24 protein-coding genes and 5 pseudogenes are annotated in these 25,152 nt (G+C 31.8%); 25 read left to right on the forward strand and 4 right to left on the reverse strand.

Going from position 1 to position 25,152, the window contains the following annotated elements; all coding sequences use genetic code 11:
* The first annotated feature begins 23 nt into the window (after nt 1-23).
* The 24 genes and pseudogenes from HMPREF0520_RS03180 (at nt 24) to HMPREF0520_RS03285 (ending at nt 21,472) form a co-directional block, all read left to right on the forward strand.
* On the forward strand, nt 24-2,744 hold the full coding sequence (locus HMPREF0520_RS03180; protein ID WP_006729474.1) for a class I SAM-dependent DNA methyltransferase: 2,721 nt from the start codon (nt 24-26) through the stop codon (nt 2,742-2,744).
* Nucleotides 2,734-3,447: a hypothetical protein gene (locus HMPREF0520_RS03185; RefSeq protein WP_006729475.1), complete on the forward strand. Its 714-nt coding sequence runs from the start codon at nt 2,734-2,736 to the stop codon at nt 3,445-3,447. Before HMPREF0520_RS03180 ends, HMPREF0520_RS03185 begins: the two co-directional genes overlap by 11 nt.
* A gap of 2 nt (nt 3,448-3,449) precedes the next feature.
* Nucleotides 3,450-5,399 (forward strand): DEAD/DEAH box helicase, encoded by a 1,950-nt coding sequence (locus HMPREF0520_RS03190; RefSeq protein ID WP_006729476.1) that lies wholly within the window; start codon nt 3,450-3,452, stop codon nt 5,397-5,399.
* Nucleotides 5,386-6,609, forward strand: a complete 1,224-nt coding sequence (locus HMPREF0520_RS03195) for a GIY-YIG nuclease family protein (RefSeq protein ID WP_005724122.1) — start codon at nt 5,386-5,388, stop codon at nt 6,607-6,609. Before HMPREF0520_RS03190 ends, HMPREF0520_RS03195 begins: the two co-directional genes overlap by 14 nt.
* Nucleotides 6,610-7,182: 573 nt before the next feature.
* Entirely contained in the window at nt 7,183-7,548 is a 366-nt protein-coding gene (locus HMPREF0520_RS03200) for a hypothetical protein (protein WP_006729477.1), read from the forward strand.
* Entirely contained in the window at nt 7,548-8,105 is a 558-nt protein-coding gene (locus HMPREF0520_RS03205; protein ID WP_006729478.1) for a hypothetical protein, read from the forward strand. Before HMPREF0520_RS03200 ends, HMPREF0520_RS03205 begins: the two co-directional genes overlap by 1 nt.
* Nucleotide 8,106: 1 nt before the next feature.
* Entirely contained in the window at nt 8,107-8,946 is an 840-nt protein-coding gene (locus HMPREF0520_RS03210; RefSeq protein WP_006729479.1) for a P-loop NTPase family protein, read from the forward strand.
* An 82-nt stretch (nt 8,947-9,028) separates the two neighbouring features.
* Entirely contained in the window at nt 9,029-9,292 is a 264-nt protein-coding gene (locus tag HMPREF0520_RS03215) for a hypothetical protein (protein WP_006732428.1), read from the forward strand.
* A gap of 100 nt (nt 9,293-9,392) precedes the next feature.
* The gene (locus HMPREF0520_RS03220; RefSeq protein WP_006729481.1) at nt 9,393-9,911 is read left to right on the forward strand and encodes a rolling circle replication-associated protein; all 519 of its coding nucleotides are present in this window, start codon (nt 9,393-9,395) and stop codon (nt 9,909-9,911) included.
* A gap of 70 nt (nt 9,912-9,981) precedes the next feature.
* Nucleotides 9,982-10,185 carry a DUF3173 family protein gene (locus tag HMPREF0520_RS03225; RefSeq protein ID WP_006729482.1) on the forward strand — a complete coding sequence of 68 codons (204 nt, stop codon included), beginning with the start codon at nt 9,982-9,984 and terminating at the stop codon, nt 10,183-10,185.
* Nucleotides 10,182-10,862: a tyrosine-type recombinase/integrase gene (locus HMPREF0520_RS03230; RefSeq protein WP_006729483.1), complete on the forward strand. Its 681-nt coding sequence runs from the start codon at nt 10,182-10,184 to the stop codon at nt 10,860-10,862. The genes HMPREF0520_RS03225 and HMPREF0520_RS03230 overlap by 4 nt, the downstream gene beginning before the upstream one ends.
* On the forward strand, nt 10,844-11,419 hold the full coding sequence (locus HMPREF0520_RS03235; protein WP_006729484.1) for a site-specific integrase: 576 nt from the start codon (nt 10,844-10,846) through the stop codon (nt 11,417-11,419). Before HMPREF0520_RS03230 ends, HMPREF0520_RS03235 begins: the two co-directional genes overlap by 19 nt.
* A 407-nt stretch (nt 11,420-11,826) precedes the next feature.
* On the forward strand, nt 11,827-12,186 hold the full coding sequence (locus HMPREF0520_RS03240; protein ID WP_006729485.1) for a helix-turn-helix domain-containing protein: 360 nt from the start codon (nt 11,827-11,829) through the stop codon (nt 12,184-12,186).
* A gap of 1 nt (nt 12,187) precedes the next feature.
* Nucleotides 12,188-12,721 carry an ImmA/IrrE family metallo-endopeptidase gene (locus tag HMPREF0520_RS03245; RefSeq protein WP_010221894.1) on the forward strand — a complete coding sequence of 178 codons (534 nt, stop codon included), beginning with the start codon at nt 12,188-12,190 and terminating at the stop codon, nt 12,719-12,721.
* 141 nt (nt 12,722-12,862) lie between these two features.
* Nucleotides 12,863-13,513, forward strand: a complete 651-nt coding sequence (locus HMPREF0520_RS03250) for a DUF4417 domain-containing protein (RefSeq protein WP_006729488.1) — start codon at nt 12,863-12,865, stop codon at nt 13,511-13,513.
* Nucleotides 13,513-13,926: a putative barnase/colicin E5 family endoribonuclease gene (locus HMPREF0520_RS03255; RefSeq protein WP_006729489.1), complete on the forward strand. Its 414-nt coding sequence runs from the start codon at nt 13,513-13,515 to the stop codon at nt 13,924-13,926. The genes HMPREF0520_RS03250 and HMPREF0520_RS03255 overlap by 1 nt, the downstream gene beginning before the upstream one ends.
* Nucleotides 13,926-14,258 carry a hypothetical protein gene (locus HMPREF0520_RS03260; protein WP_006729490.1) on the forward strand — a complete coding sequence of 111 codons (333 nt, stop codon included), beginning with the start codon at nt 13,926-13,928 and terminating at the stop codon, nt 14,256-14,258. Before HMPREF0520_RS03255 ends, HMPREF0520_RS03260 begins: the two co-directional genes overlap by 1 nt.
* Nucleotides 14,258-14,443: a DUF4926 domain-containing protein gene (locus HMPREF0520_RS03265; protein ID WP_006729491.1), complete on the forward strand. Its 186-nt coding sequence runs from the start codon at nt 14,258-14,260 to the stop codon at nt 14,441-14,443. Before HMPREF0520_RS03260 ends, HMPREF0520_RS03265 begins: the two co-directional genes overlap by 1 nt.
* A gap of 566 nt (nt 14,444-15,009) precedes the next feature.
* Nucleotides 15,010-17,304: a hypothetical protein gene (locus HMPREF0520_RS03270; RefSeq protein ID WP_006729493.1), complete on the forward strand. Its 2,295-nt coding sequence runs from the start codon at nt 15,010-15,012 to the stop codon at nt 17,302-17,304.
* Nucleotides 17,305-17,645: 341 nt separating this feature from the next.
* Nucleotides 17,646-17,714, forward strand: a pseudogene (locus HMPREF0520_RS06335) (plasmid mobilization protein); the annotation flags it as partial.
* Between the two features lie 179 nt (nt 17,715-17,893).
* Nucleotides 17,894-18,314: pseudogene (locus HMPREF0520_RS03275) on the forward strand (relaxase); the annotation flags it as partial.
* A gap of 381 nt (nt 18,315-18,695) precedes the next feature.
* Nucleotides 18,696-18,791: pseudogene (locus tag HMPREF0520_RS06455) on the forward strand (mobilization protein); the annotation flags it as partial.
* A gap of 115 nt (nt 18,792-18,906) precedes the next feature.
* Entirely contained in the window at nt 18,907-19,356 is a 450-nt protein-coding gene (locus HMPREF0520_RS03280) for a CopY/TcrY family copper transport repressor (protein ID WP_006729495.1), read from the forward strand.
* Nucleotides 19,357-19,375: 19 nt separating this feature from the next.
* Entirely contained in the window at nt 19,376-21,472 is a 2,097-nt protein-coding gene (locus tag HMPREF0520_RS03285; RefSeq protein ID WP_010221884.1) for a heavy metal translocating P-type ATPase, read from the forward strand.
* 350 nt (nt 21,473-21,822) lie between these two features.
* On the opposite strand, the gene HMPREF0520_RS03290 is transcribed toward HMPREF0520_RS03285, so the two are convergent.
* The 3 genes and pseudogenes from HMPREF0520_RS03290 to HMPREF0520_RS03300 form a co-directional block, all read right to left on the reverse strand.
* Nucleotides 21,823-22,098, reverse strand: a complete 276-nt coding sequence (locus HMPREF0520_RS03290; RefSeq protein WP_006731303.1) for an AAA family ATPase — start codon at nt 22,096-22,098, stop codon at nt 21,823-21,825.
* Nucleotides 22,055-22,281: pseudogene (locus HMPREF0520_RS03295) on the reverse strand (helix-turn-helix domain-containing protein). Before HMPREF0520_RS03295 ends, HMPREF0520_RS03290 begins: the two are co-directional and overlap by 44 nt.
* A gap of 144 nt (nt 22,282-22,425) precedes the next feature.
* Nucleotides 22,426-22,701, reverse strand: a pseudogene (locus HMPREF0520_RS03300) (hypothetical protein); the annotation flags it as partial.
* A 528-nt stretch (nt 22,702-23,229) separates the two neighbouring features.
* Here HMPREF0520_RS03300 and HMPREF0520_RS03305 point away from each other — a divergent pair.
* Nucleotides 23,230-24,240, forward strand: a complete 1,011-nt coding sequence (locus tag HMPREF0520_RS03305; protein ID WP_006729500.1) for a DNA cytosine methyltransferase — start codon at nt 23,230-23,232, stop codon at nt 24,238-24,240.
* Nucleotide 24,241: 1 nt separating this feature from the next.
* Here HMPREF0520_RS03305 and HMPREF0520_RS03310 read toward each other — a convergent pair whose 3' ends face one another.
* On the reverse strand, nt 24,242-25,012 hold the full coding sequence (locus HMPREF0520_RS03310) for a PDDEXK family nuclease (protein WP_006729501.1): 771 nt from the start codon (nt 25,010-25,012) through the stop codon (nt 24,242-24,244).
* Between the last annotated feature and the right edge of the window lie 140 nt (nt 25,013-25,152).

The raw sequence follows: 25,152 nt of genomic DNA on the forward strand, positions 1-25,152 counted from the left end.
ATTATTTATGTGAGGAAAGTAATATGGCTATAACTGAAATAGAAGATGAGATATCAAATATTATTGAAAAAAATGATAAAGATAGTTTCATTTATGACTTCTTAGGAGTGTACGACATCCCTAAAGCAACAATTACTAAATTGAAGAAAGGCATCAATAACTTAGCTGATGTTGCTGGTGAAGTTTACTTGAAGAATAAACTTTATTATAAGCAGACGGATAAGAATTTAATGCAGTCTTTTACTGATGTTAAGGCTAAAGTAGATGAGTTAGGTACCAAGCCACGTTATATTTTTGTAACTAATTTTAAAGAAGTCTTAGCATATGATACTAAAACAGATAATACATTGAGCATTCCTTTTGAAAGATTGCCACAGAAGTTTGAATTCTTCTTAGCATGGAATGGAATTGAAAAGGCGGACTTTGATAAAGAGAATCCAGCTGATATTAGAGCGGCTGAAAGATTTGCTAAATTATACGACGTTATCGTTAAAGATAACCCAAATGCTACGAGAAAAGGTTTGAATCTTTTCTTAATTAGAGTACTATTTTGTCTTTTTGCAGAAGATACAGATATTTTTGAAAAGAATCTTTTTACTAATAGATTAAAGGAATTAACTCGACTTGATGGCAGTGATTTAGATAATTTTATTGGTCAGTTATTCAGTGTTTTAGATGTTAGAAAAGAAGATCGTCCAGTTGATACACCAAGTTGGTTAGCAGATTTTCCATACGTTGACGGTGATTTGTTTAAGGATCCGCATGAATCATTGAAGTTTACAGTTAAGTCTAGAAAGCTAATTATTGATGCTGGTGAGAAACTAGAATGGGATCAGATTAATCCTGATATTCTGGGATCTATGCTTCAAGCTGTTGCAAGTGAAGACAGTCGTAGTCATTTGGGGATGCACTATACTTCAGTACCAAATATTATGAAGGTTATTAAGCCTTTGTTCCTTGATGAGTTAATAAATGAATTTGATAAGAGGAAAGGAAGTTACAAGAAACTTCAACATCTTTATGAGCGTATTGGCAAAATTAAGTTTATGGATCCTGCTTGTGGTTCAGGTAATTTCTTGATTGTTACTTACAAGCAATTAAGACAATTAGAAATTGATATTTTGAAAGAGCAAAATAAAATTCTTGCTGAAGAAGGTAGCGGTAAAGCTATGATGTATTTACCTTCTGTAACGCTTGACCAGTTCTACGGAATTGAAATTGATGACTTTGCTTGTGATACTACACGTCTTTCATTATGGATTGCGGAACACCAGATGAATATTAAGCTTAGGGATGAAATTAATAATGCTGTGCGCCCTACTTTACCTTTGCAACATGCAGGAGCTATTGTCTGTGGGAATGCATTGAGACTAGATTGGGAGAAGATTTTACCTCATAAGAAAGATGATGAGGTTTATTTGTTTGGTAATCCACCTTATTTGGGTTCACATGGAGCAAAGCAGAAAAAGACACATAAAGAAGATATTAAAGTGGTATTTGCTAACTTAAATGGAAATTATAAGGGGCTAGATTATATTTCAGGATGGTTCATGTTAGGGGCGGAATACATTAATAATACTAATGCGACCTTGGCTTTTGTTGCCACGAGTTCTATCACACAAGGACAACAAGTTTTTGATTTATGGAATAAAATTTTAAATCTGAATATTGAAATATCATTTTGTTGGGAACCATTTACTTGGAATAATAATGCAAAAAACAATGCTAAAGTAACAGTTAACATTATAGGATTAACGAGTTTAAAAAAAGCAAACAATAAGAGAATATATACAGATAATTCGTTTAATAATACTTTTGAAAAAGTTGACAACATTTCACCATATTTAACCAATCATTCTACAATTTTTATTAAAAGTATTGGATCATCAATTAGCAATCTACCAGAAATGGATATGGGTGATATGGCTAATGATGGAGGCAATAAAGCACCAGGTTTATTATTTACAATAGATGAGTATAAAAAGATTATTGAGCAGCATCCAGAAACAAAACAATATTTTAAAAGACATGTAGGAACTAAAGAATATATGTCTAGTACATGTCGTTACTGCCTTTGGATTGAAAAAAAAGAATATAATCTTTTAAATAAAATACCAGTATTTAGAAATCGTTTTATAAATGTATATAATCATCGACAATCAAGCTCAGATAAGGGTACTAATAATTTAGCCATAACTCCGTTTAAATTTAGAGATACTAAGATTGCGAAAGAATATACTATTGTAGTACCTAAAGTAAATACTGTTGGGAGATTATATATTCCAGCAGGTTTATTGACTAAAGATTACATTATTTCTGATTTGATGTTTGGCATTTATGATGGCCCAATTTGGGTATTAGGGTTGATTCTATCAAGATTACATTATGTTTGGATCAAGGCTTCATGCGGAAAGGAAGGAAAGAGCTATAGATATTCTAAGAATTTAGGCTATAATACCTTCCCTGTTCCTCGCTTGTCTAGTCGTAGAAAAAAAGAAATTGAGGGGCTGGTTTTAAAAATATTGGATATAAGAGACGAAGAAGAAGGCACATTGAATGATTTATATGGTTCACCACTTGCTGAAAAAAATCCTAAGCCAATGAATCCTAGATTATTAAAAGCTCATCAAGAACTTGATGAAGTGGTGGATCGAGCATATAAGTCGAATGGCTTTAAAGGTGATAATGATAGATTAGCTTTATTATTAGATATGTATAGTAGGAAAATAAAAAATGAAGAATAGAATACCGCTTGTTTTATTAAATGATGTTGAAGATCAAATATCACAACATTTTTCTGCAAATGAACTTATTGATTTAACTTATCAGTTTGCTCAAAGTTTTAATAAGCATATTCCTATTGAAGTACCAGATTATGCTTTATTTAATAATAAAAAAGAACTTTTATCAAAAAACTTAGATGCACTGTCTGATGAACAAAAGGTAGATTTTCTTTCACAAATAAAATATCATAGTCGACTTTCTGAAGATGATTTTCTTCGCGATGAAATTGATTTACTTGTAAAAGATGCGAGCGATGGGGTAATAAAAGCCCGAAATTCGGTTTCAACATTATTGGAGACTTATTCAATTGATTTAAAAAATCAATGGCAGAGAACCTATAGATTTTATGATCATTTAGATTATCGGAATGCTTTAGATAATATGCGTCTAACCATTGAATTATTAATAAAACGAATTACTGGTTCAGAAGCTTCACTTGAAAATCAGAAAAGTGCATTAGGTAAGTTCTTTGAAGATAAAGATATAAGTAAAGAAGTTAGAAATTTGTTTTTTAAAATGTTAGACATGTATGAAAAAATTCAAAATCATGAAGCTAAGCATAATCTACCTCAAAATTTGAATTCTAAAGAAATAAAGTTTTTAATGAATCAATCAACAGTAATAATAAAGTTTTTAATAGATTGTGATAAAGGAATCTCTTAACCATGCAAGATAAAAATGTAGTTGAAGTAAATTACCATCAAACTGGTAAAAGCACAAATACCGATGAATTAGGAATGCGTGAAATGCAGGCACGTGTTTATCAACACCGCAATTCGCAATATCTTTTAGTAAAAGCTCCACCGGCTTCAGGTAAATCTAGAGCTTTAATGTTTGTTGCACTTGATAAATTAGCTAATCAAGGTGTTAAAAAGATTATTGTAGCAGTTCCAGAAAGATCGATTGGTAGATCATTTAAGAATACCGAATTGGTCAAATATGGCTTTTATGAAGATTGGAAGGTTGACCCACAATATGATTTAACCCTTCCAGGTGGGGATGAAAGTAAAGTACAAAAGCTAGTGGACTTTCTTAATTCTTTAGAAAGTAGAATTTTAATTTGTACGCATGCTACCTTAAGATTTGCCTATGAAAAAGTAGCTGATGATCGTGCTTTTGACAATGTAATGGTTGCTATTGATGAATTTCACCATGTTTCATCTAATGATAGTTCTGTTCTAGGCACTGCTTTGAAGAATATCATGCATAATTCTTCTGCTCATATTATGGCTATGACGGGTTCTTACTTTAGAGGAGATTCAGAGCCGATTCTTTCTCCAGAAGATGAACAACTATTTGATAAGGTAACTTATACCTATTATGAACAACTTGATGGTTATCAGTATTTGAAGTCTTTCGGCATTGACTATAAGTTTTATCAAGGTTCGTATTTGGACGCTTTACCAGATGCGATTGATACAACTAAGAAGACAATTATTCATATTCCAAGTATTAATTCTAGTGCATCAACTAAGGATAAATACAATGAGGTTGATGCTATCTTTGATGCAATTGGTACTCTCGTTGATAGAGATGATAAAACTGGTATTTATACAATTAAAAGTAAGCAGACTGGTAAATTATTGAAGGTTGCTGATCTTGTTAATGAGGATGGACGAGAAAAGGTTCAAGAATACTTAAGAAATATCAGTAGTGCTGATGACTTGGATATTATTGTAGCTCTTAATATGGCTAAAGAAGGTTTTGATTGGCCATGGGCTGAACAAGCTTTGACTATTGGGTATCGTCATTCGTTAACAGAAATTGTTCAAATTATTGGTCGGGTTACTCGTGATAGTTCTAATAAAACACATGCACAGTTTACCAATATGATTGAACAACCTGATGCTAAAGATGATGCAGTACAGTACGCAGTTAACCAGATATTGAAGGCTATTACTGCATCCCTTTTGATGGAACAAGTCCTTGCACCTGAAATTCATTTGAAGAGAAGAAATCACAAGTCTGATACTCCTTCTGGGGATGCAGATATTTTAATAAAAGGCTTAAAAGAGCCAACTACTAAGAGAGCTCAAAGTATTATTGAAAATGATTTACCTGATCTTAAAGCAGCTATTTTGCAAGATAATGATGTGAAAAACGGTATTGCTGCTAATGTAGATGCAGAGGTAATGAATAAAGAACTAATTCCCAAAGTTATTATGACTCGTTACCCAGATTTGAACAATGATGAAGTAGAACAAGTTAGTCAATATGTTGTGGCCGATACTGTTTTGCGTCATGCTAAGGTTGATTCTTCAGTTGATCAGGAAGGCAATACAAACGAATTTCTTAAAATGGCGGATAAGTTTATTAATGTTCATGATCTAGATATTAACTTGATTGAGTCAATCAATCCATTCCAAAGAGCATATGACGTAATGTCGCAAAATATTGATAGCAACACTCTTAGAATTATTGAACGTTCCATCGATGCGAAGAAATATGACTTCTCTAATGAAGAATTGATGCAATTATTTATGAATGCCAAAGCCTTTGTAGAAAAGACAGGACGTCGACCAGACAAAAACTCTAACAATGAAGAAGAAGTTAGAATGGCTTATGCATTGGCTACGTTAAGTGATATGAGGGCTAGACGAAATGAAAATAGATAATGCTCGTCCTATTCGTTCACTAGATGATATATTTAATGATCCAGCCGCTAATGAGTTATTAGCCAAACCCAAGAAAAAACGGGTAACTTATGACCCAGAAGTTGAAAAATTTAAAGAAATTGAGAATTGGGTAAAAGAGCATAATGGCAAAGAACCTGAAAAGACCACTGATCTTAGTAGACTAGGTGAAAGAAAATTAGCTAGCAGATTAAAGGGAATTCGAGAGGATCTAGAAAGAATAGAATTACTTAAACCCTATGATGAATTAGGTTTATTAAAGACAGAAAATCAAAATGTTTCTTTGAAAGAAAAAGTCAGTCAAGAAAAAAAGACCTTTAATTCTCTTGATGATATTTTGAATGATGATTCTGCTTTATTTGATAATTCTGGTCAATCATTAAATTCTAAATTATTTGATACTGGTTCACTCAATGCCTATAAAAAATCTCAAGAGAATGTTGCCAAAAATAAATCTAAGAGAAAAGCAATGGATGATTTTAATAAATATCGTCCATTATTTAAGCAGGTGCAAGCAGAATTAACTTCTGGCAAGCGTCATTTAATAAGGTATGGTAATAATAAACTCAAATTGCATGGATTTTATGTTCTAAAGGGTCAACTAATGTACATTGAATCTATTGGTGCAGAGTTTAAGAATAATAATCGTAGCGATACTGATACTGATGCACGTTTACACGTTATTTATGATAATGGAACCGAGAATTTTCCTTTAAGAAATGGCTTAATAGCTTCCTTATATGGATCTAAACAACGTGGTGGCGGTGGAAAGATAGTCACTGAACCAGATGATAAATTTGAATTTGGTGAAGACGATCAGGTAACTGGCTATATTTACGTATTAAAGTCACTCAGTAATAATGCAGATGTAAAGAGGATTCAAGAAGATCATCCTTTGTATAAGGTAGGTTTTACTTCTGGAACCGTTGAAAGAAGAATTGCCAATGCAGAAAATGAATCAACTTATTTATATGGTCCGGTTAAAGTAGTAGCAGAATATCAAGTTATAAACCTGAATCCAGAGGCTTTAGAAACAGCTCTGCATCATGCTTTAGTCCAATACCGCTTAGACGTAGATATTAAAGCTGGTAATGGTAGGATTATCCATCCTAGAGAGTGGTTTGTAGTTGATTTGAATACGATCACGGATATCGTTAATGAGATTATGAGTAAGTTGCAAATGAGTAAATGAAAATATTAAGCAATTATAAAGTTTTATGAATCAAATTGATTTATTAATTTTCTAATGGTATAAAATAATTGTATCAAATATTTATAGGTTTGATATTTAGGTTCCTCAATTAACGTCAAGTTACGCATTGCGCCAACCTGGTGTGGTAATGTTAATTTGAGAGTGGGTTGGATATATGTTGTAGAACAATGCTATCGTTGCTGCAGGTCTATAGCTGAATTAATAACTAAATGTAACGGCACCTCCGTGGGCGTCCATGCTAGCGGATACATAGGTGGTAGCGTGGTTGAATTTTTTAAGTATTTAAAGGTATTTTTTTACTTAATCTTCTAATTACACTACCAGTCTGCCCTTTTAGAGGTTGAAAAACTGAATGTGTAACTAAGAAGTATATGTTTTAAAAGCATATACTTTTTTTGATACATAATTTAGGTTAGAAAATCAGCAAAAGCGGATTATCACTGGTCAATTCCAATAGATAATCCGCTTTTTTTGGTTTATTAACCAAAATTCAAAAATGTTGTTGATGAGTAGTAGTACTCATGTTTTTTAAGTACCAAGGAGGTACATAGAATGGCTCTTAAAGGTCTAAGAGATTTCGTCAAGTTTGATGCTAAGGGTTTCCTTGCAGGTAAGCAATTGCTTCTTATGCAAGAGAGTGAGTTGAAGGATTTTGACTCTGGCAAAGTAATCGGAGCTAAGCTCAAGGTTACTATCTGGACAGATGACACGCAATACAAGAAGGATGAAACTTCAAATGAAGGTTCAGAATTAGATGTTAAGATTTTAGGATTGACCGCTGAAAAAGTTGATCGAAATAATCGTGGGTTTATTAAATTAAAGAACCCATCAGGTGTAGTTTTTGGTGATTTTCAAAATCAACTATCCCTTAAAGCGGATGGATTTGATTTTGTTAAAGAAAGAGGAGGTGAGAATTAATGCCAACTCGAACACGTAAGCCACAAGAAGGTGGAACTCCTGAAAAGGTAATTCCACCGTTGGGCTGGCTATTCTTAGCTTGTGCAATTGCGCTATTTATTCTGGCATTTCAAGTCCCATGGTTTGGGCAATACTGCATTTTCTTTGGAATTTGTTCTCTAGTGTTGGCTCTGGGATGCTTGGGCTACTGGGTTTATCTTCATTATGATGAAATTAGATTTGGAGGACTCCTTCACTCTAAAAATGTAGATTTATCGGTAATTTATTCTCCGAAGATGAAAGCTTTTCTGTATCAAAGTAATACTACTGCTCCAGATCCCTATGATCCTCGGTATCAACAATTACCTCACGTTAGAAAGACTAGGGATGGATTGAGAATAGAGGCAATAGGTAAGTTACGTCAGTGGTTAATTAGTGACCAATTTAGAGATTCATTAGAAGCATTTCTTAATTACAATAGATGTAATATTTCAATTCAAAATGCACAGTACCACTCAGATGGATGGGTTTATTTCACGATTATTCGTGGAATTAAGAACGATCGATTGAGGTGGTAATATGAGTTACCTTCTAACGCTAAGCAAATCGTTATCTATTGATGCATACAAGAAAATTAATTTTCTTGTAGCAGGTGTTAGGGGTAGTGGTAAGACTTATGGCACTTTGATCTTAATTGCTGAACTTGCTTCTTTTCCAAGGATTAGCCCTTGTGAATTTCTTGGCACCGTGCAATTGCCGACTCAAATTTATTGCGTAGATTTTAAAAATTCTGATCTTGCAAGATTAGGTGATATTCTTCCAACTGGAAGGGTAGCAACTAATAAGGAAGATGCTATTAAAGTGGTGTCTGATTACGATGGAAAAATGCATGAACGTCTTGCATTCTTGAGAGATAAAGAATTTGGTGCAACAGCGGGTGCGTTAGGTATGCCAATGTATTACTTATTAATTGACGAATGGAGTGCTACAAATGCTTCTTTTAATCAGGGAATGACTAAAGCGGATAAAGACTTGCGATATAAATGGAATTCTTTGATTACTGATATTTCGATGCTAAATCGCGTTCCAGGTTTTGGTCTAGGAATTATAAGTCAGCAAATAAGTGTAGTTAACTCTGGTTTAAATAGTAGTGTTCAGGAAGAGGCTGGTCTTAAGCTTCATTTTGGGGATGCTAATATGAATTCTTATCGGTTGACTTTTGGCAATGACATTCAAATTCCTGAGATGCGATTAGAAACTGGAGAAGCTTACGCTTGGATTGAAGGTCTGACATCTTCGGGTTATGTAATACCCTTTTGTATGCCAGAAATTGAGCCAGATAAATTATGGGACTATTTAAAACAAGCATTAAGTAATACTCAAGATGATAAGAAGTATTTGTTCTTTACCAGTCAATGATGTTTGAAGTGCCAGCAGGCGCGCTAGCGCTGTGGTTGCGTAGCAACCACTATTAACTTGATTAATGGGTGATTTTAGTACAATGCATCAAAAAATAAAGAAAATCAATAAACATGCTGCCGTTAATGTTCATCTTTATGGCGATGTACTAGAAGTGACAGATTATAAACCAAGAAAACAAAGAATTAAACCGTTGTCTAAAGATAACTATGTTGACTTAGCAACTGGTGAGGTTAAGGACTATCACAGAAATAGCCAGAGAATTCAATCAACTGAGAACTTACGTAAAACTTTCAAAAATCTTAGAAGATTAATTATAGGTAACTTCCAAGCTGGCGATATATGAATAACGCTAACTTACAAGCAAGTTAATGGAAAACCAATGACTGACACTTCAAGGGTGTACAAGGATTTTAAAGCCTTTTGGCGGCGGTTTATTGCTAAGTATGGTTCTTGTGAGTATCTTAGTAGTCCTTGAGCCACAAGCTTCTGGGAGTTGGCATTTGCATGGCCTTATTAAAAAGAAAAATGGAAAACTCCCCTATCTTGACAATAATTCTGTAATAGCACCTATGTGGCGTCAGGGTTTTACTAAAACCAAAAGACTTAAGGACAGTGACAATGTAGCAGCTTATTTGATGGCATATTTAACAGATATGCCTAAGGATGAGATTATGCCTAATGTCAAAAGTAAATCGATTTTGAAAGGTGCTAGATTACACTTCTATCCTTCAGGGGTTCATATTTATCGTAATTCAAGGGGAATCAAGAGACCTACCAATTTTAAGGGTTTTAAAGGTCAGGTGCTAAAAGATCTAGGATTATCAGAAGATATAACAGCTGATGCTACTTTTAACCGAAAACAGAAATTAAAAGATGGTAAGCGGTTGATTCATATAACTGAATTTTATGACAACATTCCGGATAAGAAAAAGACTAATCACGCCCGCCAAGACAATGATTAGCCTTTGATACTGAACAAACCTATGCGAGGGATGTTCAGCCTTATTATCTACTAATGTCGAGGTTTTAACAATGAAAAAAGAGTTTGTTAATTATAAAGATCTTCGCCAACTGGGTTTTGGCGACAACCAAGCTAGAAGAATTATTCGGCTAGCTAAGAAAAAGCTGGTAGAAAAAGGATATGCGTTTTACAATGGAAAACGAGTGGGGCTTGTTCCTGCTAAAGCTGTTGCTGAAGTTATCGGTGTTCCGTTTAAGGAGGACGATAACTTTTGAAAACGCGTTACCCAAACGTTTACCAAGATAAAAATGGTAAATATTTCTATCAAATCTTCATTGGCACTGATGCCAATGGTAAAAAGAAGTTAAAAAAGGGTAGAAGGGATGCGTTGAAGCATCCCTTTTCTTCGGCTTATCAAGCATACAAAGAGGCACAACGTGTTCAAGCACTATATGCTAATGTTTCAGCTGATAATATTAGCTATGCTTCTTTTATGAAGGATCGTTATTTACCCAAATACCGTGGAGATGTTGAAGCAAGTACTTACGATACTCACAATTTAATGATGCTGAAAGGCGTAGATTTTTTAGGAGAAATCAAGCTTAAGGACATTAAAGTAATAGACTGTGAAAAATATCGTACGTGGTTATTAACGGACTCAGGTTTTTCTAGAAATTATGCTAGTTTGATTTATACTGCATTTCGTCAAAGTCTAGATTATGCCGTAGAAATCGGGTTAATAGCTTCTAACCCTTCTTTAAAGACTAAATCAATTCCAAAAGGTCGAAATATTGAAAATTATTGGACAATGCCAGAATTTGAGAAGGTATTAGCTTCTATCAATACTGATACTTTTTATGAAGAGTTAATCTACGTTACTTTTCTTTTCTACTATCGGATTGGATGCCGAGTTAACGAGGGATTTGCTTTAAGATGTCAGATATTGATCTAATTAACGGAAAAGTTAGATTTATCAACAATTTGCACTATTCAAGTAAGCTAAACTATGAACTTGTACCATATTTAAAGAATGATGCAAGTAGAAGAACGGTTACCATTGATGCTGAATTACTTGAAGTTTTAAAGAAGTGGAAGAAGGAACAGGCTAAATATAATATTCATGATTTCGTATTCAGTTGCGATAACTGCCCACTTAATAAGTCTACTTTAAGTGTGTGGCTTAAACGTTATTCTAAATTGGCTGGAGTATCTAGAATCAATGGCCGAGGATTACGCCACTCTAATGCTTCATATTTGATTGCTGAACTTGGTGCTGATGTCTTAACGGTGAGTCATAGGCTCGGACATAAAACGCCAATGACAACGCTTAAGTACTATGCTCACATGTTTAGCAATAATGATATTGAATTAGCTTCTAAGATGGAAGGAAGCATGGATATTCAACCTGCCTCACATTCTAAAATTCACTTTAATGGTAACCAGCATATTAAAGGGAATAGTATTACAGGTATGCCAAAAGTATGCCAAAACAAGAAAAAGCCAGCTTAAGTGTTGATATAAAAGGAACATCCCCTATTCTCGGGGAGTAGTAGCAAAATTTTCAAAAATGCTTGATTACAAGCTATAAAGAGAATGAAAAATGGCTACTGGTACTCAAATGGTACTGGAAGTAAAAAAGAATACATTGAATAATAGTTCCAAGTGGTTTACATTTGGACAAAATATTAGACCGTAGATTTAAGCTGCGGTCTAATTTTTTGTCCTTAGAAACTCTTATTTATCCACACTCACCCAAAAATAAACACTTGTGTTTTTTTATGATTATAAAAAAGGCTATACTATAAATAACGTTTTAGAAAACAAATATTAAATAAACCTATATAGGTTTATTTAATATTAAAAATGGTGTATAATAATTTTAAAAGGGTGTATAATAATTTCGAAAGGAGGATATTATGCTTACACAACTTGGGATTTTTTTAAGAAAGTTAAGATTAGACTGTGGTGAAATAATGAAAGAAATGGCTACAAAGCTCGACGTCAGCTCATCTTTTTTATCAGCAGTTGAAAATGGAAAAAAGAAAATGCCAGAGTCTTGGTATGATACGATTGTCAATTTATATAATCTTGATAAAGAAAAACAAGATGAATTAATGACAGCAATCGAAGAATCTCAGAAGTCTTTGGAAATTAATCTTGAAGATTTAAGTAAAGAAAAGAAAAGATTGGCATTTTCTTTTGCAAGGGAATTAGAAAATATGAATAAAGAAGAGGTGGACAAAATGAAAATATTTTTCAAGAAGGATGGTGAGTGATATGGGTGGATATATAGCAGACCCTTTATCTAGAAAAGATATAAGAAAACTGGCTAATAGACTTAGAGAGTTATTTGGTTTTGAAAGGGATATTAATTTTCCAATAGTTCAAGTTATAGAATTTTTATCTAATAAAGGAGAGCTTAATTTAGAAATATGCACTTCTGATGATATGGGGTCAAAATTAGGTGAAACTATTTCATCAGAAAATTTAATAAAATTAAGAGAAGACATTTATGATAAGGCTTGCGAGGATGATGGATTTTCAAGATCGACCTGTAGTCATGAATTATTACATTGGATAAAGCATAGAGAAGAAACAGTTTCTTTTTGTAGAAAAGAAGAAGACCTAGAAAATAGAAGAGCATACGAAGATCCAGAGTGGCAAGCAAATTGTTTTTCAGGAGAATTGTTAGTTCCTAAGCATTTAGTAAAAGGTATGACCATTGATGAAATTGTACAAAAATGTAACGTGACACCTTCTATGGCATATTATCAATATAAAAAGTATGAAGAAGAAGGATGGGAAGAATGAATAGAAAAGAAAAAAACACACTAAACAGATTTTTGGCACAATCTAAAGTATGTTTTCTAAACTGGATATTGTCTAATAATTCCAAATTAATTATATTAAATCCAGTTTTAAAAATCAAGAGTTTTAAGCTGGAGGGATATATTGAGTAATTATAAATACGCAAATAGTGGATTTAATCCTAAGTTAATAGAAAATGTAAGTTTGGTTGGTAAATATGATATGCCTTTAATAAAAAAGGAAGAAATAGAGGGAATTAAAGAATTTATCCCTTTTGAAAAAAGAAATTTGCATAATGAGAAGAATGTGGGAATTCATTTTTACATTTACGATGGAGCATTCAAGCAAATATTAGACAATCCTCAAAAGTATATGGATGAATTGAAAAAGTTTAATGCTGTTATAAGTCCTGATTTTTCAATTTGCTATGACATGCCTATTGTTAGACAAATGTATAGCACTTATATGAATAGAGTTATGGGTGCATACTATCAAAATAATGGTATAAAAGTAATACCAAATGTAAGATGGGGCGACTCAAGAAGTTATGAATTTTGTTTTGAGGGATTAGAAAAAGAAGGGACTTATGCAATAGGATCATATGGTCAGATAAAAAGAAATTCAAATAGATACTATTTTGAAAAAGGATTAGAAGAATTTTTTAAAAGACTAAACCCACAAAAAATATATGTTTATGGTGCAATGCCAGATTCAATATTCGGTAATTATATAAACGAAACTAATCTTATTTCCATTGAACCCTATACTTCAAAAATCTATAGGGGTGATATCTAATGGGTGCCGGTAATAGCAGATTATACAAAAACACTAAAGGAGCATTGAAACCAGAGCATTTAATGGATGAACTTAGGCAAAGTGGTGTTAAATTCAATGAAGAAGATGTGGTTATGATTACAAAAACAAAGAAAAAAAGGCTTGTATGGCTAGAAAAAGGGAATGAAACAAAAGGTCTTAAGCATATAATTGATGGACATGAAAAGGATTTTAAAAATAAATTTGGTGTTTCTAAAGAAAATATACCTAGTGCAATAAAAGATATATTTGAAAATGGAACAGAAATAAGTTCTAAGAGAAAGAATAATGGATTAGAACAAGTTTACCTATATAAAGGAGAATATATCGTAATTACAGGAGTAGGAACAAATGGATTTATAGTATCAGTTTATCCAGGAGGAGGGTCAAGATAATGAAAAAATTAATAATAATGTTAGATTATATATCTGGTCCACTTTGGAAGGATATATATGATACAAAAAAGAAAGAATTAGTTACAGGAATAGATGTAGTTGATGATGATGAATACATTCAAAATCTAAATGATGTAATTTCTGATTTATATTCATCATATTATAAAATCAATTACAATGATGAACCTGTGTATTTTGACAAGGAACAAGAGAAAAAAGATAAATACAAAATGCTTGACCTGCTTGGGAAACTTATAAAAAGACTTGATGAAGTAAATGATGGCTCTTTTGAGATTGATGACAGAGAAACTGAGAGAGTTAAAAACTTATAATGAAAGAATTAGATGTTGTAGGATTGAAAGAAGATTACAAAGAAATAAGTAAGGGAACAAAGGGAACAATTGTTTTAATTTATGATGATAAAAATTGTGAAGTTGAGTTTTTTGATAAAGATGGAGATACAATAGATGTAGTTATGACTCCTTTAAAAAAACTAGAACTAATAGAGTCATTCTAATAGAATTTAAACTTTTGTAAAAAGAGCTTGTAAAAAATGAATCATACAAGCTCTATTCTTATATTTATTTGAAAAAATTAACTTTATTAAACATCATGTCTTCTATCGTTAAGTTACAAAGGATAGCGTAAATTTACCAAGAGGATTAAGAAAATCTGATTCGTAAATAGAGAAGTTATATTCTGATTCTTCTTAAGATCAATATTTCTGAAATCACATTTAAATCCGGTACTGGTACTGGGACGAGACTAAAAATCTAAAAACGTCCTACAATTAGGTGAATTTAGTGATACTCCAAAAAATAGAACCTAGTATTTTGGATGGTTTGGGATATATCGGACGTTTGGAAAAGAAGGGTGGGAGTAAATTTTTGGTAAAAATGGATAAAGAATTAAAAAAAGAATAATGCTGTGAATTGTTCTTAGTGGTTTAGAAAAATGCGATAGTCCTGGTATTTAGACTGGGATATTTGTATATTCGAATATTAATTAGCTAAAAGCAATGACAATGATCTATATTAAAATAATAGATGTAAGGATTACTTAATAGTAAGGAGGATTAGAGAATTGCCAGAAATAAAATACAAAAACTATTTAGACCATGAAATTCATGTTAAATTTGTAGATGGGATATTAAAACATAGTCAGAACTGGCAATGGTTTATTGAATATATTGAAGATAATTATAACTTGTTAGACATAAGCTCGTATATTGAATATCAAAATAGAAGTAATTCTTTGATTCGTATCTTAAGCAATTTTATTAACATTTTAGAGATATGTGATTTTAACTTTCAATTTAGAACAGTATTGTTACAAGAGATTTATGAAATATCAAAATATTATGTAGGAGCAACAGAAAGAGAGAACTGTGCGAAAAAGGTAAGTAGCGAGTTTTCTAAAATCCTTTTTTTATCAGTTTGGTTAACTAAATTACAAAATTCAGGAAATAATTCAAATTATATTATTGATAATCGATTCATGAATCAGAGAAACTTTCATCAAGCACTCAATATGCGAGAATTTGATTATGATAAAGATGAGATAATTTTATATTTAGAAAAAATAAAATTAACAGACTTTGAAAGAATAAAACAACACATAGAGGATAACCTGAATAGAGTAGTTTATGGTCTTTCAGAAAATTTCTTTGATATGTATGGTGCTAGATTACTCTCGGGAAACTGTTTCAATTTTCAATCATTAGATAGAGAAGCAAGCTTAACTTGGCAAGAAAACACTTTATTAGATATGCTTCAGATTTCAATAAGAAATGGAGAAATAATCCCTATATATTCAAATGGAGATAGTCTAGTTCCAAACTATAAATGTTGGACTTCAGATTTATTAAAACAGTTAAAAAAACATTTCAACAATCAGATTTCAGATTTCGTAATAGAATCTGTTGATTTTTTATTAAATCGAAAAGATCCAAATATAAAGACTATAGAGAGTCATTGTAACTTGTTTTTAGAGCTGATTAGGAAAGGTGAGGACTATGAAATATTGACTTCATCAACATATGAAATTTTGACTAAGTTGTTTGATGAAGGAGTCATGAATAGGATAGAAAAAACAGAAGTAATAAAAGAATTCTATAAAAATCTACACTCTATAACTTCCGTAAATCTATTAGTGAGACTTAGTTCTTCTTTTTCCCTACGTAAAGACCAAATGCAAAGTGTAAAAGATTACATAGAAAATAAATATAGAGCCATTTCGTATATAAATGATATTCCAACTTTGACGCAATACTTAGAAAATACCGATATAGCAAGACATATTAATCAGTTTTATTATGATGAAACTAAGGATAGGTTCCTGAAGTTAATCAAAGATGTAAATGATATTTCAGTTGCGAATTTATTCTACCAAGCGATGTTATTTCTCATATCTGTTAACCAAACTAATCAAATTGTTGATAAAAGAATTGTGAAACAAGATATGATCAATATTCAAGAGTATTGGCAAAAAAATAAATACCAAGAACAAGTAAAGAATCTTCAGGAATTTACATATGGTACCCAGATTTCTACAGAAGAAGTAGAAAAATACAATAAAAGTATTATGGAGAATCCCATTATTGTTGCAAATAGTACTATTCTAGCTAAAGTTGATGACCTAATATCAGTTCTTGAAGAAACGTCTAAACATGCAGTAATACATATGGTTAGTAGAATTACACTGAACAATATATTTCCAATTAAAGATACTGGTATAAATTTTGATAGACATGAAACAGACAATATCTTAAAAAAACAGGTGGAGAAAATTATAGAGCGATATGGATATAAATTTATAAATGTTTTAGATGTAGGCATTTATGTTGCTGCTATACATGAGAGATATAAAAATAATGTTTATTCAGTAATTGCTTTATTTAAGAAAGAAAAAGAATTATATGCATTGTTAGAAGAAATTATTGGAGTTAAGTTAATTCCATTTAATGAACAAATTTCTTTAGGCCACTTAACACAACTCTTTCCTTTATTAGAAATTGAGATTAGACAACTTGGAAAGTTATTTGGAATTGTGCCATTTAAAGAGAATGTTGATGAATTTATGAAATTTAAAGATCCAAGTTCTATATTAAGGGAGCTAATAGAAGATGTATATGAGGAGTTGGATGGGTTTGAGAGTGCTCCAGATTTATTATTCGTATATCACTTTATGTACAATAGTAATTCTCTAAACATTAGAAATGAATGTATTCATGGAAGAGATTATTTTGAAGGTTATATGCTTAAATTTGCTTTTAAAGTCACCATGTTAGCATTATATATGATTAGATACAGAATTAATTTAATATTGGATAATAGTAGTAGCTACAATGAAGGATTAGTTCAAAAAAAAAAACTCTGATTTTCGGTTCAAGAAAGAATGCGAATCTAATCTTTTTCCTTGGTATCAATTCCAAACTTAATAATGTGACTTTTATCAAGCATCATAGAGATCTGTATTGTTTAAGTTTAAATACTTTCTCTGTACTTTAATACAAGTATTTATAGTCAAGAATTTGAGAGATAAAATCGAATAATTTAAAACAAGGTGTCGTAGAAATATGGCACCTTTTTAAATGAGGAATTAGGCTTTATTTGATATAATTATCTTTAATAAGTTGAAGATGATTTAATACAAGTTTAAAGGTAAAATCAATGTAAAAAAATATATTATGAGCAAACAGAATTAGAAAATTGGTGTAAATGTCAAGAGAAATATGGCATATCCATTCTCTACTGCTTAATAAATCAAAAGAAAGTTCTGGTGATTAATATAGTAATTACAAAAATATACATTATAAAATCAGCTGTAAATTTGGCAATAGACTATATAATTAAGAGGGAAAAAATCTTGCTATCTTTATTCAAAAGTCACCAATCTACTGACCATATTCAGTTTATAAAAATACGAGAAGACAATGATACTAAAAGTACAGTTCTGCTTGATATTTAATTCAATCACTCAGCTCAATGAGCTAATCAAAAAATCTGTTGATGATAGACAAAACTTGCTAGATAAAATAAAGAAAATTGAAACTGAAATGAAGAGTTTATCACAAAATATGGAAAATATAAATTCTATAAATAAGTATCGTGAAATTTATAAATGTCACAAGAAAAATCCTGAAGATAAGCAATTTGCAGAGGAATATTATAGTGAGCTTTCTGTTTATAAAATAGTCGTTAAAGAGATATTAGAAAACTATAAAAACTAACAAATATAAAAGAAATACTATTAAATCTCGATAAATTGCAAAATTGCAAGAAAAAAAGAACACCCTTATGCAAGAGTATTCTTTGAATAAAGAACAATTTTCCGACCTTGTTCAATATAGAAAAACCACTATCCTTAAATACAAGAAACGGTACTAGTAAAAGAACAGTTAGATCATCATATGGACATATAGAATACGAGGCTGGGATCAAATCTTATCCCAATTATCAATATTTTTTGGAGAAAGGTTTTAATTAAGATAATAATTTAGTATGAAATCGGCTGCAAATTTTCATGAAAATTTTACAGTTTATTAAAGTTGTGTACAATTAAAAAAACTCCATTCCTATAGGAATGACAAATATTGATACATAAAAAATGTATCAACCCTTACCCTTATATCAGGATTTAGGTTGATACACAAAATTATTTACAGACCCGCAAAAACGGCTATGGGCATTAAACTCATAGCCTTTCTACTTGCCACCTAAAAGACTCTCTAAATCAGTTTTCTAAAATCCCTAATTCAATGAGCCTTTATGCAAGAGTATTCTTTAAATAAAGAACAATTTTCTGACCTTGTTCAGTATAGGAAAAACTATGAAAATTATTATGGGATAGAAGTGGAGAGATAAAAATCTATAAGCGTTGCTTACATTTATTAAAAAGACTTGACATAATTCGTTTACAATGGTAAACCTATTTTAAGGATTTTTGTTTACATATGTAAACGACGAGGCGGAAAGGAGAATGAGCACAATAGGACTTAATACTTATATCACAGATGCAGAATGGGAAGTCATGCGTGTAGTTTGGGCAAATGATCGAGTAACTAGTAAAAAAGTCATTACCGTATTGCAAGAAAAAATGGACTGGACACAATCCACTATCAAAACGATCTTAGGTCGATTAGTTGAAAAAGGCGTACTAAATACAGAGCAAGAAGGTAGAAAGTTTATTTACACTGCCAATATTGAAGCGACAGAAGCCGTAATGGATTATGCAGAAGATATTTTTAATCGTATTTGCAATAAGAAAGTCGGAAATGTAATAGGAAGCATCATTGAAGATCATGTTTTAAGCTTCGATGATATAGATCAACTAGAAAAAATATTAGAGATGAAAAAATCTTTCGCAGTAGAAGAAGTGGATTGCAATTGTCCAGAAGGACAATGCAAATGTCATTTACATCATCATTAAGAATAAGGAGGAATTTAAAATGAACAATAACAACAAACATTCATCCCACAGTCACCATAATCATGGCGACATGGATCATTCAAAACATGAGCATGGAATCACAGATGAACATGGAGACCATAAGGATCAACATCAAGAACATCATGCTGGGCATGATCACAGCGGGCACGGAGGGCATGACCACCATCATCACGGAAACTTTAAGGAACTTTTCTTAAAATCATTGCCACTAGGAATCATTATTATGCTCTTATCCCCTATGGCTGGGTTTGACCTACCATTCCAGTTTACTTTTCCATATTCTGATATTGTAGTAGCTATTTTATCTACTATATTAATTATTTATGGTGGACGTCCATTCTATCAAGGGGCAGTTGACGAATTTAAACAAAAAGAACCTGGAATGATGGCACTCGTTTCTTTAGGCTTAAGTGTTTCATATTTATATAGTATTTATACTGTAATAGCAAGCTACGTAACAGTTGAACAAATTATGGATTTTTTCTTTGAATTTGCTTCATTACTATTAATCATGTTATTAGGTCACTGGATTGAGATGAAAGCAATTGGAGAAGCAGGAGATGCACAAGAAGAACTGGCTAAGCTAGTACCAAAAGATGCTCATGTAGTATTAGATGACGATTCAATAGAAACACGACCAGTTGCTGACTTAAAGGTAGGTGATTTAATTCGAGTTCAAGCTGGAGAAAATGTGCCAGCAGACGGAACTATCGAGCGTGGCGAATCACGTGTAAATGAAGCTCTTTTGACTGGAGAATCAAAAGCAGTTAAAAAAGGTCCTGGCGATGAAGTAATTGGGGGTTCAACAAATGGAGAAGGGGTTCTTTATATTAAAGTACTTGAGACAGGTGATAAATCCTTTATATCTCAAGTACAGGATTTAATCAGCCAAGCTCAAAGTCAACCTTCTCGTGCAGAAAATATTGCTCAAAAGGTTGCAGGGTGGCTCTTCTATATTGCGGTAACTGCCGCACTAATAGCTTTTGTAGTATGGACGCTTATAGCGGACATCCCAACGGCAGTAAAATTTGCTATCACAACATTAGTTATAGCTTGTCCTCACGCTTTGGGTCTAGCTATTCCATTGGTCACCGCTCGTAGCACAAGCTTAGGGGCAAGTCATGGCTTACTAGTAAAAGACCGTGAGGCTTTAGAAATAGCTCAAGATGCAGATGTGATGATTTTAGATAAGACAGGTACTTTAACAACAGGTGAGTTTAAAGTATTAGATGTAAAACTTCTTAATGAAAAATATACAAAAGAGGAAATCATTTCACTATTGGCAGGTATTGAAGGAGGGTCTAGTCACCCTATTGCTCAATCAATTATAAGCTTCGCCGACCAAGAAGGTATAAGTCCAGTATCCTTTGATTCCATTGATGTAATTTCCGGTGCTGGCGTAGAAGGTAAAGCCAATGGGCACCAATACCAATTAATCAGTCAAAAAGCATACGGACGTAATTTGGATATTGATATTCCAAAAGGAGCAACCCTCAGTGTCTTAGTAGAAAACGATGATGCCATTGGTGCTGTAGCTTTGGGGGATGAATTAAAAGCAACCAGTAAAGAATTAATAGAAGCTCTTAAAAATAACAATATAGAGCCAATTATGGCAACAGGTGATAATGAAAAAGCAGCTCAAGGCGCGGCAGAAGATTTAGGGATTGAATATAGATCAAATCAATCTCCACAAGACAAATATGAGTTAGTAAAAACACTTAAAGAAGAAGGAAAAAAAGTTATCATGGTAGGTGACGGTGTCAATGATGCTCCTTCTCTTGCCTTGGCAGATGTTGGAATAGCGGTCGGTGCAGGAACTCAAGTGACGTTGGATTCAGCTGATGTCATCTTGACTCAATCTGATCCAGGAGATATTGAATCATTTATTGAATTAGCACACAAAACAACTAGTAAAATGAAACAAAATCTCTTTTGGGGAGCCGGCTATAACTTTATAGCTATTCCTCTAGCTGCTGGAATTTTGGCCCCTTTTGGCTTCACATTAAGTCCTGCAGTAGGAGCAATTCTAATGTCTGTGTCAACAGTCTTAGTTGCAATTAATGCCATTTTATTAAGATTAGATCCGAAAAAATGACAATTAACATATAGAATGATTGAAACTCCTTAAAGTATCAAGATACAATAGTTTTATAGGAGAAAAAGAGATGTAAGTACTGGCTCTTTGTAAAATCGTGTTGGTAGAAGTAGACGATTTTTCTACCAACACGATTTTTAATTTATTATAGAACTGATTTCTTTTAAAATCCTAAAAGCCACCTATTTCGACAGTTTTATAGCTTGTTATTCTATTTTCTTGACAATAATACCACTGTCTCCACATGTGTCGTATCCTGAAATAGCTTTAAAATATTTTTCTGTATCACTACTTAAATTTGTAATTTTAGAGCTTTTTTTGTTTGATAAAAGTATTAAATTTTCTATGCCTCATTTATTTAAAACAAAACTGCTATGAGTTGAAATAATTATTTGACTAGATTTCTTATTACTATTTACTTGTATAATATCACTTAAATTATTCATGTTAGAATATGACAAATGGTTTTCTGGCTCTTCAATTAAAATTATTTTATCTTTATTTGTATTAATATTATTTAAAGCAAGCTCAGTTTTTAATAAGCATTGTAGCCCTCTACCAGCATTGGAATATGGAATACTATCAAATTCCGTTATCATACTTGATTTCCATTGACTTATATTCAATAATATCTCCAATATCACATTGAAAATACTCACAAATCTTTCCTAATGTTTCTAGACTTACATTTTCGTCTCTTCCCATTTTTGCTATTGTCTTGGGTGTTGTTGCGATTGCACATTGTAAGTCTGTTTTTTTCATATTTTTATCTATTAAAACTTCCATAATTTGTTATATGAAAATCCCATATCATTCTCCAATTCTATATTTTACCTTTCTAAATGTATAGATTAACTATCTAATTAGAGAATATAATACAGATTCCTTTCAATTATATGATTTACTGCGTTAAACTTAGCAAAAAATAAAGGCAGTCCGAAAACTGCCGATATTTATCTCTCTGCACCTTTGCTATGGTCTTTCTTATATGACTTAAGTTTGTCCTCTGCCCTAAAGCTATTTATTTGCCCTAATATGGACTTTTTATCCTTGTCTTGACTCCTTACTTGTTCTTTTGCTTTTAATAGCTGAGAAGACAGAATACGAACATTTTTATGTTCCCTTTCATTGTTGCCAATATTAGTTTTTACTTCTCCGAAGATTTTAACAAAATCTTCTTGCTTTAGGTTCTGTAGATCTTTTGTCTTATATCCATAGGCTGGATAATTACCAAGTAATATATTTAGATTTAAACCCACAAAGTAAAAAGTAAAAATGAAGTAAATTCGAAGTGAGATTAATTTGAAAACTGGATAAACAAGATTAACAGATATTATATTAAAACAATACTTCTCCGGTACTGGTACTGGGACGGGACTAAAAATTTGAAAACGTCCTATAATTAGGTGGATTTAGTGGCATTAGAAAAAATAAAATCCTATATCTTGAACGGTTTGGTATATATCGTACGCTTGGGAAAGAAGAACAGAAATAATAGCAAAATTTTCTAAAAAATTTTCTAAAAATATTCTATAAAAGATAAAATGATTTTTTTAGATTAATATTTAACATACAAAAAAACCGTAGCGTTAAGCTACGGTTTTTCATGTACATATACTTAGTTTAAAACTAATTTTCTCACTAAATATAGTTAATTTATGTGTCAAAATAGACCTCTACCATAACTATTGATATTTAAAAATATCGTATATATAGTATAATTGTACAGGCACATATACTATTTAACGGGGGTTAAGATGATTCACATAGATAATAAATCATTAAAAGGTTATAAATTTATAGATTTATTTGCAGGTATTGGTGGATTTAGACTTGCATTAGAATCATTCGGTGCAAAGTGTGTCTATTCGAATGAATGGGATAAATTTGCTCAAGAAACATATCAAATGAATTTTGGTGATACCCCTGAAGGTGATATTACTCAAGTTGATGAAACAAGTATTCCAGATCACGATATATTATGTGCTGGCTTTCCTTGTCAGCCGTTTTCGATTAGTGGTAAGCAATATGGTTTTGAAGATAGTAGAGGTACTTTATTTTTTGACGTGGCTAGAATTGTTAAAGAAAAACGCCCCAAGGTAGTATTCCTTGAAAACGTTAAAAACTTTGCTACACATGACGGCGGTAAAACAATCCGTGTCGTTAAAAATACTATGCTAGAATTAGGCTATAGTTTCCAATTTAGGGTTCTGAATCCAATTAATTATGGTATTCCGCAAAAGCGTGAGCGTGTATACATGGTATGTTTTAGAAATGATATTGAGCGAGAATCGTTTGTATTTCCTCAACCTTTTAAATTAAATAGATTCGTTGAAAATTTTTTACTACCTGATAATGAAGTTAGAGATTTAATTGTTAATCGTACAGATCTGGTGCTTAATGACAAAGTTAACATCAATTATAATGCTCCTTCTACAATCAGAGTAGGAACCGTGGGTAAGGGCGGTCAGGGTGAAAGAATTTATTCACCTAAAGGAATAGCCATAACTTTGTCTGCATATGGTGGAGGAGTATTTGCTAAAACGGGTGGCTATTTGATTAATGGACAAACTAGAAGACTCCATCCCCGAGAATGTGCTCGAATCATGGGCTTTCCAGATAGTTTTAAATTGCATCCTAATATGAATCAAGCATATAAGCAGTTGGGTAATTCTGTTGTAGTTGACGTATTGCAACTTATAACGCAACAAATTAGCGATGCCTTAAACCATAAATATAGTGGGACAAACCAGTTAGAGATGGTTTGAGTTATAATGAATTCACAAAATTTTCTAAATCGGTTGGATTTTGTTCTTTGCGTAATTCGATACTAAAAATAACATTAGCATTTCTTGTATTAGATAATTTTCTAATATGATAAATGTTTTCTTTAAAATAGCTAAACATATATTCAGAATCATCAACTTGAAATTTTAGCTTATTAAGATGGTTGTTAGATTTGATGTTGAAATCATCTGTTAACTCAAAATTGATATTCATCTGGGTTAATTTTTTTAGGACTTCTTGTTGCTTGCTTTTTGGTACTTTGCTAGAGCCACTTTTTTTGATCCTATATTTAGCAGTTATAAAGAAATAATTACCATATTGATTGATAGGAAAAATAATGTAGTCTTTTCCTTTCGTAATCATAAATTTAACGCCTTTATCTTTATAGGCATTAGTGATCCATTCATTAAATATTTTTTGATCTATATCAATATTTTGTCCAATTGAGTCAACATGTGCATATTTTTCAAAATGCTTGTTCATATATGCAATTATGAAATCTGTACTTTTATTGGGCTTCGTTTTATTATTTGGTGAAAAAATAAATTTTTTATTTTGATAATCTGGCAAAAGCACAAATTGTCCACTTTGTGCTGAGGGCATCTTAACTTCTATATAAAACATTTTTTTGTTATTTTCATACTTGATGTCACTAATCGTTGAATTACTAAAGCCAAAATGAGTAAAGAAGTTGCCATACTTTTTGTTTAAATATGCATTGCAATCTAATTCAAATAATTTCCACTTTTCCATATAATATCCTCTATATCATTGCTCTTTTAAGAATTACTCTTATTATATTAAATTTTAACAGACTAAAACATATTAACATGTCATTTATTAGCTTTTTAAGCGAGCTATATATCTGCTATAAAAAAAACCGAGAATATTCT

This window comes from Lactobacillus iners DSM 13335 (assembly GCF_000160875.1).
Taxonomy (GTDB): domain Bacteria; phylum Bacillota; class Bacilli; order Lactobacillales; family Lactobacillaceae; genus Lactobacillus; species Lactobacillus iners.

Coding starts and splice junctions, on each gene's coding strand:
- HMPREF0520_RS03180 (WP_006729474.1), top strand. CDS start 24: ATGGCTATAACTGAAATAGAAGATGAGATATCAAATATTATTGAAAAA.
- HMPREF0520_RS03185 (WP_006729475.1), top strand. CDS start 2,734: ATGAAGAATAGAATACCGCTTGTTTTATTAAATGATGTTGAAGATCAA.
- HMPREF0520_RS03190 (WP_006729476.1), top strand. CDS start 3,450: ATGCAAGATAAAAATGTAGTTGAAGTAAATTACCATCAAACTGGTAAA.
- HMPREF0520_RS03195 (WP_005724122.1), top strand. CDS start 5,386: ATGAAAATAGATAATGCTCGTCCTATTCGTTCACTAGATGATATATTT.
- HMPREF0520_RS03200 (WP_006729477.1), top strand. CDS start 7,183: ATGGCTCTTAAAGGTCTAAGAGATTTCGTCAAGTTTGATGCTAAGGGT.
- HMPREF0520_RS03205 (WP_006729478.1), top strand. CDS start 7,548: ATGCCAACTCGAACACGTAAGCCACAAGAAGGTGGAACTCCTGAAAAG.
- HMPREF0520_RS03210 (WP_006729479.1), top strand. CDS start 8,107: ATGAGTTACCTTCTAACGCTAAGCAAATCGTTATCTATTGATGCATAC.
- HMPREF0520_RS03215 (WP_006732428.1), top strand. CDS start 9,029: ATGCATCAAAAAATAAAGAAAATCAATAAACATGCTGCCGTTAATGTT.
- HMPREF0520_RS03220 (WP_006729481.1), top strand. CDS start 9,393: ATGGTTCTTGTGAGTATCTTAGTAGTCCTTGAGCCACAAGCTTCTGGG.
- HMPREF0520_RS03225 (WP_006729482.1), top strand. CDS start 9,982: ATGAAAAAAGAGTTTGTTAATTATAAAGATCTTCGCCAACTGGGTTTT.
- HMPREF0520_RS03235 (WP_006729484.1), top strand. CDS start 10,844: ATGTCAGATATTGATCTAATTAACGGAAAAGTTAGATTTATCAACAAT.
- HMPREF0520_RS03240 (WP_006729485.1), top strand. CDS start 11,827: ATGCTTACACAACTTGGGATTTTTTTAAGAAAGTTAAGATTAGACTGT.
- HMPREF0520_RS03245 (WP_010221894.1), top strand. CDS start 12,188: ATGGGTGGATATATAGCAGACCCTTTATCTAGAAAAGATATAAGAAAA.
- HMPREF0520_RS03255 (WP_006729489.1), top strand. CDS start 13,513: ATGGGTGCCGGTAATAGCAGATTATACAAAAACACTAAAGGAGCATTG.
- HMPREF0520_RS03260 (WP_006729490.1), top strand. CDS start 13,926: ATGAAAAAATTAATAATAATGTTAGATTATATATCTGGTCCACTTTGG.
- HMPREF0520_RS03265 (WP_006729491.1), top strand. CDS start 14,258: ATGAAAGAATTAGATGTTGTAGGATTGAAAGAAGATTACAAAGAAATA.
- HMPREF0520_RS03280 (WP_006729495.1), top strand. CDS start 18,907: ATGAGCACAATAGGACTTAATACTTATATCACAGATGCAGAATGGGAA.
- HMPREF0520_RS03285 (WP_010221884.1), top strand. CDS start 19,376: ATGAACAATAACAACAAACATTCATCCCACAGTCACCATAATCATGGC.
- HMPREF0520_RS03305 (WP_006729500.1), top strand. CDS start 23,230: ATGATTCACATAGATAATAAATCATTAAAAGGTTATAAATTTATAGAT.
- HMPREF0520_RS03310 (WP_006729501.1), bottom strand. CDS start 25,012: ATGGAAAAGTGGAAATTATTTGAATTAGATTGCAATGCATATTTAAAC.